We start from the raw sequence: 9798 nt of genomic DNA on the forward strand, positions 1-9798 counted from the left end.
CTCCCGCTCCCCGCGCTGCGACTCATCGGGGCCGGCCCGTGACGGAACCGGCGGCGGTCGCGTAGGCGGCGGCCGGGATCTGGTCGGCGCCGAACACGACGTGCCCGACGGCGGCGACGTCGCCGCTCCCGAAGCCGCCGCACAGCTCGACCAGGGTGACCCGCTCGTCGCGGACCAGGCCGGCGGCGACGGCGGGCGCGTCCGCGATCGACGCGACGGCGGCGACGACGACGACCATCGAGCACTGCCCACCGGACTCGAGCACGAGGCAATCACGGTCGGGGTCGGCGCCGGGGTGCTCGACCAGGTAGGCCCAGCGGGCCGGTTCGGTGGTCATGGACCCATCGTCGGAACTGAACCCCGCTCCGGGTCAAGCCCGGTCCGGGCACACCCGGCCCCGCCGCGGGCCGCGCTGCGGTCCGGCCGGCCAGGTCAGGAGGCCAGGACGAAGAACTCCAGCGCGTTGCCGTCGGGGTCCTTGAACGACAGCGCCAGGCCGTAGTCGGCCTCGACGATCCCGTCGTGGGCGATCCCGACCGAGTCCAGGTGGTCGCGCCACAGCTCGATCTCCGCCCGGTCCGCGACGCCGAACCCGACGTGGTCCATGCCCGGCCGGTCCGGGGCGAACGCGTCACCGGTGTCGACGGAGTCGTGCCGGGTCAGGCCCAGCAGCTGGCCCGAGGGCAGCGCGAACACGCGGCGGTGGAACGGCCCGTCGGACAACGTCATCGCCGGCTCGGAGCCGATCAGCTTCGAATACCAGGCCTCGCTGACCTCCAGGTCGGTGACCGAGAGTGCGAGGTGGTGGATGGCGGGGAACTCGGGCACGGGACGACCTCCGGATCGCATGGCGGGACGTGCATGTCCTGGGTTCCCGTTCCACCCGATGATCAATCGTGCACGACCGTTCTGCGGGCCGCGCCCCACCAGCTCCCGAACCGACGCGGCGCGCCCGCCACCCGACGCGGCGGGGTACGGCGGGCGGGGTGCGACCGAGCAGGACGCCACAGGGCAGGGAGGGGGTCAGCCCGCCGCGTCGGCCGGGTCGCCGTGGCGCACGTCCACCGGCCACGCCCCGGCGGGCAGCCGGTGCAACCGGGCGTAGTGCTCGGCGATGTCGTCCGGGTCGTAGGCGGTTCCCGGCGCGACCGGCCCGCACACGGTCACGGTCGCCGACCGCACCCCTCGCGGCCCGAACTCGGCGTCGAGCAGCTCGGCCAGCGCGCGCAGCCCGGCCTTGCCCAGCGACAGGCTCGTCAGCTGCGGCAGTGGGTGCGGCATGCCGGCCGTCATCAGGTAGCTGCCGCCGTCGCCGTCGGCCATCGCCGGCAGCAGCGCCGCGGCAGTGGTCACCGCGCCGCCGACGTTGACCGCCCAGGTGTCGCGCAGCGTCGCCGCGTCGAGCCCGGTGACGGTGTCGGCACGGATCACCCCGGCGTTGTAGACGACGACCTCGGGCACCCCGAGCCGCTCGACCAGGCCGCCGAGCGCGGTGCGCAGCGCCGCCTCGTCGGCGACGTCGGCGGTGGCACCGGCTGCCCCGCCGGGGAGGTCGGCGAGCAGGCCGTCCACCGTGGACGACGAGCGGGCGAGCACCCCGACGGGGTGGCCGGCGGCGGCGAAGCGGTGGGCGACCGAGCGGCCGATGCCCGGCCCCGCGCCGACGACGAACACGGCGGCCATCAGTCGGGCAGTTCCGAGGCGGACAGCATCCCGGTCACCACGACGGTGTCCCTACCGCTGCACCGCGCGCCGAGCTCGTGGCAGGGGCGCCGGCGGAGCCGGTCCACCGGTCCCGTCGGGCGGTGCGCGGCGAGCCCGTGCCACGGCCGGAACGCGATCGGGTCGCCGGCGGGCACCCGGCGCCGCGGCGCGTGGGCGTGCTGCGGCAGGAACGTCGGCGTCGCGACGGTGGCAGTGGTCGCGAGCTCGCCGGAGGCGCCCGGCTCGTGCACGTCGGGCTGCCGCCGTGCGACGGCGTCGGTGCAGGGAATCGGTGGCACACCACCGGTTACCCCGTGATCAGGTCGCCCATCCCCCGGCACCGGCACGAGCTACCCGTCACGACGTCGCCGGCCGCCGACGACGGCGCGAGGGCGAGGGCGAGCTCGGCGCCGTGCTCGCGCGTCGAGGCCATCATCTCCGCCGAGCGACGCCCCGTGCCGACCATGCCGCGCAGGCCCCGCGGCGAGCGGGCCGAGCGGCCGGCCCGCAGGTCAGTGGATGTGGCAGACGTCCGGCGCACAGGCCGGTGTGGTGTCGGTGCCGTCGAGCGGGGCGGGTCCCGGCCCGGTGACGGCGAGGATCACGAAGGCGGCCAGCCAGATCAGCCCGCCGGCCAGCCCGGCCACCGACAGTCCCGCGGCGGCGATCGCGGTGCGGGACCGGCCCGGGCAGGAGCGGACCGCGCCCAGGGTGCCGAGCACCAGACCGCCGATGGCCAGGACCACCCCGGCGGAGGCGAGGGCGAGACCGGCGACGGTCGGTGACGACACCGCGGACAGCGCGGTGGCGACGGCGACGAACACCGAGCCCAGCGCTCCCAGGACGAGCGCGGACGACCCGAGGCCACCCCGTGGGATGGTCGGGTGTCGGGTGTCGGACCGGTCTCGGAGCACGGCCCCAGAATCGGGGCCGGGCGGCCCCACCGCTGTCAGGGACACGACAGATCCTCAGTTCTGGGTACGCGGCGGCGGTCCCGCAACCGCCCTACGGTGACCGCATGACCTCCACCGCCGAGAAGGCCACGAAACTCCAGGAGCTGCACGCCGCGTCCGAGCTGCTGCTCGTCGTCAACGTCTGGGACGCGATCACCGCGAAGGTCGTCGCCGAGACGCCGGGCACGAAGGCCCTCGCCACCGCCAGCCACGGCATCGCCGCCTCCCGCGGCTACGAGGACGGCGAGAACATCCCGCGCGACCTGATGATCGCCGAGGTCGGGTTGATCGCGAAGGTCGCGGGCGACCTGCCGGTCACCGCGGACCTGGAGGCCGGCTACGGCGACCCCGGCGGCACCGTGGCCCGCGCGATCGACGTCGGCATCGTCGGGGCGAACCTGGAGGACCAGGTCAAGCCGCTCGCCGACGCCGTGAAGGCGGTCGAGGCGGCCGTCGCCGCGGCCGAGTCCGCGGGCGTGGACTTCGTGCTGAACGCCCGCACCGACGCGTTCCTCAAGGCGGGCGACAAGGACCCCGAGGCCGTGCTGGCCGACGCGATCGAGCGCGGGAAGGCCTACCTCGACGCCGGCGCGTCGAACTTCTTCGTGCCGGGCAAGCTCGACGAGACCCAGGTCGGACGCCTGGTCGAGGCGCTCGGCGAGCGCCGGGTCAACCTGATCGGCATCCCCGGGTCGATCCCGCTGAAGCGCGCGCAGGAGCTGGGCGTCGCCCGCGTCTCCTACGGCCCGTGGAGCCAGAACGTCGCGCTGACCGCGCTGGAGGACCTCGCCACCGACGTCTACGCCGGCGGTGGCCTGCCCGAGGGCACCCGCAAACTGAACTGAGCGGCGACCTGGCCGGCGTCACGTCGGCCCGGCCCTCGGTCTCACATGTCCGGCGCGCCCGCGTTGGACGGCGTCGTCGTCACTTCCCGGCCGGGTCCGCCGCGGCCTGGGCGAACTGCCCGTCGACGGGCATCGCCACCTGGTCGGCGGTGCGTGCGTCGGGGGCTCCGAGCTGCCCTCCGACGCCACCGGGTCGATCCGCGAGCAGCCTGTACGTGTTCGGCGGGCTGCTCGTCGCGGGTGGGCTGCTGGTGCCCGCGGTGCGCCCGGAGCAGGTGGACGGGCAGCGCTGACCGGCGCGGGTCCGTCCCCGCCGCGCTGTGCTCCCTCCGGCGCGCGGTGATCCACCCGGCGCGCGCGTCCGGACACGAGCGTGGAGCGGATCACCGCGCGACGAGTGGATCAGCTCACGGAGGTCGCTGTATCGCCGGGGGGCAGAGCGCGTGGGGGTCAGCGCTCGTCGGCGGGCGGGACCTCGTCGGGGTCGGCGAAGGCCTTCCCCAGCTCCCGGGACAGGGCGAGCGCGCGGTGCGCCCAGGCCGGGGTCGCCCCGGCGAGCCCGCAGGCGGGCGTCGGGACGGCGAGCCGGGCCAGCCGCGGCCGGTCGAAGCCCAGTCGGTCGGCGAGGTCGTAGCCGATCCGGGCGAGGTCGCCGACCGCCGGTTCGCGGGCCGGCGCGGTGCCGGGCAGCAGCCCGAGGAACAGCGGGACACCGCTGTCCCAGGTCTCGCCGATCGCGTCGAGAGCGCGTGGCTCGGCGGTGGCCCCGGCGAACGCCGGTCGGGTCGCGTCGATCCCGACCGCGGCCGCACCGGTCCCGGCGAGCAGTCGGATCGGCGGGCGGTCCGCGCAGCAGTGCACGACGACCGGGGCGTCGATGCCGGCGATCAGGTCCCGGAGCACGTCCTGGGCGTCCGGCGCGGCGATCGAGCGGACGGTGCCGTAGCCGGACGCGGTCGGCAGCGACCCGGCGAGCACGGCGGGAAGGCCGGGCTCGTCGAGCTGGACGACGACCGTCGCCCCGGTCCGCTGCGCCACCTCGGCGACGTGGGCGCGCAGCCCCTCGGTCAGGCTGGCGGCGAACTCGCGGACGGCGCCGCGGTCGGTAAGCACCCGGTGCCCGGCGGCGAGCTCGACCGAGGCGGCGAGCGTCCACGGGCCGGCGACCTGGACCTTCACCCAGGACGGGCGGATGCGGTCGCAGGCGTCGTCGAAGGCGTCCAGGTCGCCGGACATCAGGTCGCGGGCCCGGCGCAGGTCGCGCCCGGGGTGGGCGGCGACCCGCCAGCCGGTCGGCACGACCTCGACGGCCAGGTCCACGAGCAGCCCGGCCGTGCGGCCGACGATGTCCGCGCCGACACCGCGGGCGGGCAGCTCGGGCAGCGCCGGGAACTCCGGGGTCTCGCCGGTGACCAGCGCACACGCCTCGCGGACGTCGGTGCCGGGCAGCGAGCCGACGCCGGTGCCGACGCCGGCGGGCCACAGGGCGCGGGGCGCGGCGGGCTCGGCGGGGGCGTCGTCGACGACCTCGATGCGCGGCGGGGGCGGGAGGGTCTCACCGGGACGCACGTCGCCGAGTCCGGCGGCGGCGAGCGCGGCGGCCAGCGGGTCGGTGGGATCCGGGACGGTCACACCCCCAGTGTCCTCCGCCGTCCCGTCCGGGTGCGTGCGGCCCCGGTCCGGCGTCGGCGGGCGTGGTCGCCGGGAGTGGAGTGCGGCGGCGGGTGGGCTGCGCCCGGTGCTCCGCTCCTGGTGGTCACCGCAGGGCGAACACCGGGTGGCGGGGTGCGGCGGCGGCGAGCTCGGCGTCGGTGGAGGCGGGATCGACGTCGTCGAACAGCATCCCGGCGGCCCGGCCGAGTCCGCGCACGTAGGCGCGCAGCACGGGGACGGCCGCCGCGGCGTCGAGCTCGACGGCCGACACCGGCTCCGCTCCCCCACGACCGCGCAGTTCGGCGCTCCCGCCGGCCGCGCGCAGGTTGAGGACCCAGTCGGTCTCACCGCGCGGCGAGATGAGGTGGCGGGTCCCGTCGAGCAGGACCGGGGTCAGGGGGACGGTGCGGATCCTGCCGCTGCGCCGGCCGCGGACGGCGAGCACGGCGGTGTCACCCGGGGTGATGCCGCGCTGGGCCAGGGCCCCGACCAGCGGGTTGAGGACGCGGCGCACCAGCATGCCGGGTGCTCGGTAGTCACGGTCGCTCACCGCGACAGCCTCTCACCGATCACCTCGTCCGTCGCTCCGGTGATCCCTCCTCCCGGAGCCCACGGCGCCCGAGGGGGCGCTCCCGGCTCCGCGGAGAAGGATCACGCGGCCAGGACGAAGATCGGGTGGCAGTGGGCGACGGCGGCGAGCTCGGCGTCGGACGAGGACGCGTCGACACCGTCGAAGAACGTCCCGACCTCCCAGGCCCAGCGACGCAGGTACTCCCGCAGCACCGGGACGACGGCGGCCGGCTCGGTCAGCTCGGTCGCGGCCACCCGCTCGGTGCGACGGCCGACGGTCAGCTCCGCCTCCCCCGCGACGCGCAGGTTGCGCACCCACTGGGTCTCGCCGCGCGCGGCGACGAGGTAGCGGGCGCCGTCGTGGCGCAGCGGGTTGACCGGCGTATTGCGGACCTCGCCGGAGCGGCGGCCGCGGACGCCGAGCACCGCGGAGCCGGCGAGCGGGAGGCCGAGCCGGGTCAGCCCGGCGACCAGGGGGTTCATCACCCGGCGGGTGATGCGGCCGGGGGCGATGTAGTGGAGCCGAGAGCGCTGGTTCGTCATGAGAGCAGTGTTCACTATCCGTCGCACAAGAGCAAGAGCAGTGCTCTCGTCGGGGTCGGTGCGGCGTGCAGGTTGCACCGAGTTGCAGGTCAGCGGGCTCGAACGGCTCCGCGCAGCCCGCTGGGGTGCATCTCGGCGGAGAGGCGATGCCGGACCAGGCCACTCGCGGCGCCGGCGGGGGGGGGCGTGCTCCGGGGCCGGTCAGGCGCCGCCGGGCGGGCCCGGGTCGGTCGGTGCCGCCGGGCGGACGCGGCCGGCGATCTCGGTCAGGCCGTCCCGGTGATCGTCGCCGACCCCAGGACGACGTCGCCGTCGTCGTCGGGGCGGTAGAAGGCGACGGCCTGCCCCGGGGCGACACCGCGCAGCGGTTCGGACAGCTCCACCTGCACGGCGGAGTCGAGCGGGGTGACGGTGGCGGGTGCGGTGCCGCCGTGCGCGCGGACCTGCACGACGCAGCCGAACGGTGCGTCCGGCGCCGCGCCCGAGGTCCACACGGGGGTACGCGCGGTGATCGCGGTGACGTCGAGCGCGGCCTCCGGTCCGACCCGCACGGTGCCGCTGACCGGCTCGATGCCGAGCACGTAGCGGGGGCGGCCGTCGGCGGCCGGCCGGTCGATCCCGAGGCCCTTGCGCTGCCCGACGGTGAAGCCGTGCACGCCGTCGTGGGTGCCGAGGGTCTCGCCGGAGGCGGCGTCGACCAGCGCGCCGGGAGTGGTGCCCAGGCGGTCGGCCAGGAAACCGCGGGTGTCGCCGGTGGGGATGAAGCAGATGTCGTGACTGTCGGGTTTCCCGGCGACGCGCAGCCCGAGCCGGGCGGCCTCGGCCCGGATCTCCGGCTTCGGGGTGTCGCCGACCGGGAACATCGCGTGCCGCAGCTGGTCGGCGCGCAGCACCGCCAGCACGTAGGACTGGTCCTTGCCCGCGTCGGCCGAGCGGCGCAGTACCGGCCCGGCCGGGTCGAGCCGCGCGTAGTGGCCGGTGCAGACGGCGTCGAAGCCGAGGGCGAGCGCCCGGTCCAGCACGGCCGCGAACTTGATCTTCTCGTTGCAGCGCAGGCAGGGGTTCGGCGTCTCCCCGGCCGCGTAGGCGGCGACGAAGTCGTCCACGACGTCGCGGGTGAACTCCTCGGACAGGTCCCAGACGTAGTACGGGATGCCGAGGACGTCGGCGGCGCGGGCGGCGTCGCCCGCGTCCTCCTTGGAACAGCAGCCCCGTGATCCGGAGCGCATGGCGTCCCGGGTGCGCGACAGCGCGAGGTGCACCCCGACGACGTCGTGTCCGGCGGCGACCGCCCGCGCGGCGGCCACCGCGGAGTCGACGCCGCCGCTCATCGCAGCGAGGACCCGCACGGCTCAGCCCGTGACCGACGCGGGGGTGCGACGGCTCGCGTTGCGGGCGCGCTCCACGACCGACCCGATGGCCCCGGCGACCGCGGCCACGTCGGCGGAGGTGCTGGTGTGCCCCAGGGAGAAGCGCAGCGACCCGCGGGCGGTGCACTCGTCGGCGCCCATCGCCAGCAGCACGTGGCTGGGCTGGGCGACGCCCGCGGTGCAGGCCGAGCCGGTCGAGCAGTCGATGCCGTGGGCGTCGAGCAGCATGAGCAGGCTGTCGCCCTCGCAGCCGGGGAACGACAGGTGCGCGTTGCCGGGCAGCCTGCCGGGACCGCCGTCGACCCGGGAGTCGGTGGTGTCGCCGTTCAGGACCGCGTCGGGCACCTCGGTGCGCACGACGCGGACCAGCTCGTCGCGCAGCCCGGCCAGGTGCACGCGGCGGCGCGGCGCGGCGGCCACCGACTCGACGACGGCCGTCGCCAGCCCGGCCAGCGACGGCACGTCCAGGGTGCCGGAGCGGACGTCGCGCTCCTGGCCGCCGCCGTGCAGCAGCGGGGTGCAGGTGACCTCGCGGCCGAGCAGCAGCGCGCCCGCGCCGTAGGGGCCGCCGAGCTTGTGCCCGGTGAGGGTGAGGGCGTCGGCGCCGCTCGCGGCGAAGTCGACGTCGAGGATGCCGACGGCCTGCACGGCGTCGGTGTGGAACGGCACCCCGAACTCGTGGGCGACGGCGGCGAGCTCGCGCACCGGGTTGACGGTGCCGACCTCGTTGTTGGCCCACATGACCGAGACCAGGGCGTTCCCGTCGGGGTCCTCGGCGAGCGCGGCGCGCAGCGTCTCCGGGTGGACGCGGCCGGTCGCGTCGACCTCGAGCATCCGCAGCCGGGCTCCCTCGTGGGTGGCCAGCCACTCCGCCGCGTCGACGACCGCGTGGTGCTCGACGGCCGAGACCAGCACCCGGGTGCGGCGCGGGTCCGCGGCCCGGCGGGCCCAGAACAGACCCTTGACCGCGAGGTTGTCGCTCTCGGTGCCGCCGGTCGTGAACACGACCTCGGACGGGCGCGCGCCGACCGCCTCGGCGATCCGCTCGCGCCCCTCCTCGACCGCGCGCCGGGCGCGGCGGCCCGACGAGTGCAGCGACGACGCGTTGCCGGTGCGGCCGAGCGCGTCGCTCATGGCGGCGACGGCGGCGGGCAGCATCGGTGTGGTCGCCGCGTGGTCCAGGTACGTCATCGGCCTCCAGGGTAGACCCCGTCGTGACAGCGGTGCGTGCCGAACCCGTCGTGGACGACCGTCCGTCTCACACGGCCGTGGCGGTCGTGACCGGTGGCGGGTGACGGACCCGGTCGCGGGCCCGGGCGGCCAGCGCGCGCCGGTCGGTGTGCGGGCCCGGCTCGACGAGCTCGCCCACGGTGACCTCGCAGACCAGGCCGGGCAGCCGCAGCACCCGGCCGACGGTGTCGCCGAGGGTCTGCTCGCCGACGAACGCGGCGGCCGTCGTCGGCCGCCCGTCCGGGGTGGTGATCGCGACGGTGACCGGACGGACCGGGGCACCCGCGTCGATCGCGGCCTGGAACGGGGCCCGCCGGTAGTCCCCGGAGATCGCGCCGCACCAGGTCGTCGCCTCGGGGAAGACACCGACCAGCGTGCCGTCCCGCAGCGCGTCGGCGCAGGTAGCGACGGTGCCGGGGAGCCGGGACAGGCCCTCGCGGTGCACGAACAGGGTCCCGATGCGGGCCGCGAGCGCGCCGATCAGCGGCCAGTCCCGGACCTCCCGCTTGGCGAGCATGGTGACCGGGCCGATCGCACCGAGCGCCGGGATGTCGATCCACGACGTGTGGTCGGCCACGACCAGGGCGCCCCGCCCGTCCGCGGGCGCGAGCGGCCCGCCGCGCACGACGAGCCGGACCCCGGCGGCGCGGAGCACCGCGCGGTGCAGCGCCCGCAGGACCGGGTCCAGCACGCGGGCGCCGAACAGCGCGGCGACCGGGACGACGGTCACGGCCACCGCCAGCACCGACAGCAGTGCCGCGGTACGGCGGGCCAGGCGCAGCGTGCCTGTCGTCGCACGCGGGGGCAGGCACTCCCGCGGGGTGCACGGCGACCAGGCCGCCCACGGCCCGCCGGGACGCCGCGACGCGGGCGGTGCCGGCGGGTGCGTGGGGTGGTCGACGAGCGGGTGCACCGGGGTCCGCAGGGCGG

General features: G+C 76.5%; 13 protein-coding genes. 1 reads left to right on the plus strand and 12 read right to left on the minus strand.

The window, feature by feature from the left end:
• Positions 1-22: 22 nt before the first annotated feature.
• The 6 genes from NH602_RS07395 to NH602_RS07420 all read right to left on the minus strand — a co-directional run bounded on the left by NH602_RS07395 (position 23) and on the right by NH602_RS07420 (position 2618).
• Positions 23-337: a DUF6506 family protein gene (locus NH602_RS07395; protein WP_253067390.1), complete on the minus strand. Its 315-nt coding sequence runs from the start codon at positions 335-337 to the stop codon at positions 23-25.
• 95 nt (positions 338-432) lie between these two features.
• Positions 433-828: a VOC family protein gene (locus NH602_RS07400; RefSeq protein ID WP_083659162.1), complete on the minus strand. Its 396-nt coding sequence runs from the start codon at positions 826-828 to the stop codon at positions 433-435.
• A gap of 195 nt (positions 829-1023) precedes the next feature.
• On the minus strand, positions 1024-1683 hold the full coding sequence (locus NH602_RS07405) for an SDR family oxidoreductase (RefSeq protein ID WP_253067391.1): 660 nt from the start codon (positions 1681-1683) through the stop codon (positions 1024-1026).
• Complete coding sequence (locus NH602_RS07410) at positions 1683-2003, minus strand: hypothetical protein (protein ID WP_253067392.1); 321 nt, start codon at positions 2001-2003, stop codon at positions 1683-1685. Before NH602_RS07410 ends, NH602_RS07405 begins: the two co-directional genes overlap by 1 nt.
• A gap of 8 nt (positions 2004-2011) precedes the next feature.
• Positions 2012-2170 carry a hypothetical protein gene (locus NH602_RS07415; RefSeq protein WP_253067393.1) on the minus strand — a complete coding sequence of 53 codons (159 nt, stop codon included), beginning with the start codon at positions 2168-2170 and terminating at the stop codon, positions 2012-2014.
• 46 nt (positions 2171-2216) lie between these two features.
• Positions 2217-2618, minus strand: a complete 402-nt coding sequence (locus NH602_RS07420; protein ID WP_073578452.1) for a hypothetical protein — start codon at positions 2616-2618, stop codon at positions 2217-2219.
• Positions 2619-2722: 104 nt separating this feature from the next.
• On the opposite strand from NH602_RS07420, the gene NH602_RS07425 reads away from it, so the two are divergent.
• Positions 2723-3502 carry an isocitrate lyase/phosphoenolpyruvate mutase family protein gene (locus NH602_RS07425; protein WP_178376269.1) on the plus strand — a complete coding sequence of 260 codons (780 nt, stop codon included), beginning with the start codon at positions 2723-2725 and terminating at the stop codon, positions 3500-3502.
• Between the two features lie 450 nt (positions 3503-3952).
• Here NH602_RS07425 and NH602_RS07430 read toward each other — a convergent pair whose 3' ends face one another.
• The 6 genes from NH602_RS07430 to NH602_RS07455 form a co-directional block, all read right to left on the minus strand.
• Positions 3953-4987 carry a methionine synthase gene (locus tag NH602_RS07430; protein WP_246353770.1) on the minus strand — a complete coding sequence of 345 codons (1035 nt, stop codon included), beginning with the start codon at positions 4985-4987 and terminating at the stop codon, positions 3953-3955.
• Positions 4988-5258: 271 nt separating this feature from the next.
• Positions 5259-5705, minus strand: coding sequence for a nitroreductase/quinone reductase family protein (locus tag NH602_RS07435; protein ID WP_253067394.1), 447 nt, complete (start codon positions 5703-5705; stop codon positions 5259-5261).
• A 101-nt stretch (positions 5706-5806) separates the two neighbouring features.
• Positions 5807-6268 (minus strand): nitroreductase family deazaflavin-dependent oxidoreductase, encoded by a 462-nt coding sequence (locus NH602_RS07440; protein ID WP_253067395.1) that lies wholly within the window; start codon positions 6266-6268, stop codon positions 5807-5809.
• A 266-nt stretch (positions 6269-6534) separates the two neighbouring features.
• Entirely contained in the window at positions 6535-7617 is a 1083-nt protein-coding gene (mnmA, locus tag NH602_RS07445) for a tRNA 2-thiouridine(34) synthase MnmA (RefSeq protein WP_226350163.1), read from the minus strand.
• A gap of 3 nt (positions 7618-7620) precedes the next feature.
• Positions 7621-8829, minus strand: coding sequence for a cysteine desulfurase family protein (locus NH602_RS07450; RefSeq protein ID WP_253067396.1), 1209 nt, complete (start codon positions 8827-8829; stop codon positions 7621-7623).
• Positions 8830-8896: 67 nt separating this feature from the next.
• A partial coding sequence (locus tag NH602_RS07455; RefSeq protein ID WP_308292815.1) for a lysophospholipid acyltransferase family protein occupies positions 8897-9798 on the minus strand: 902 nt, incomplete at its 5' end.

The organism is Pseudonocardia sp. McavD-2-B (assembly GCF_024124365.1).
Taxonomy (GTDB): Bacteria; Actinomycetota; Actinomycetes; order Mycobacteriales; family Pseudonocardiaceae; genus Pseudonocardia; species Pseudonocardia alni.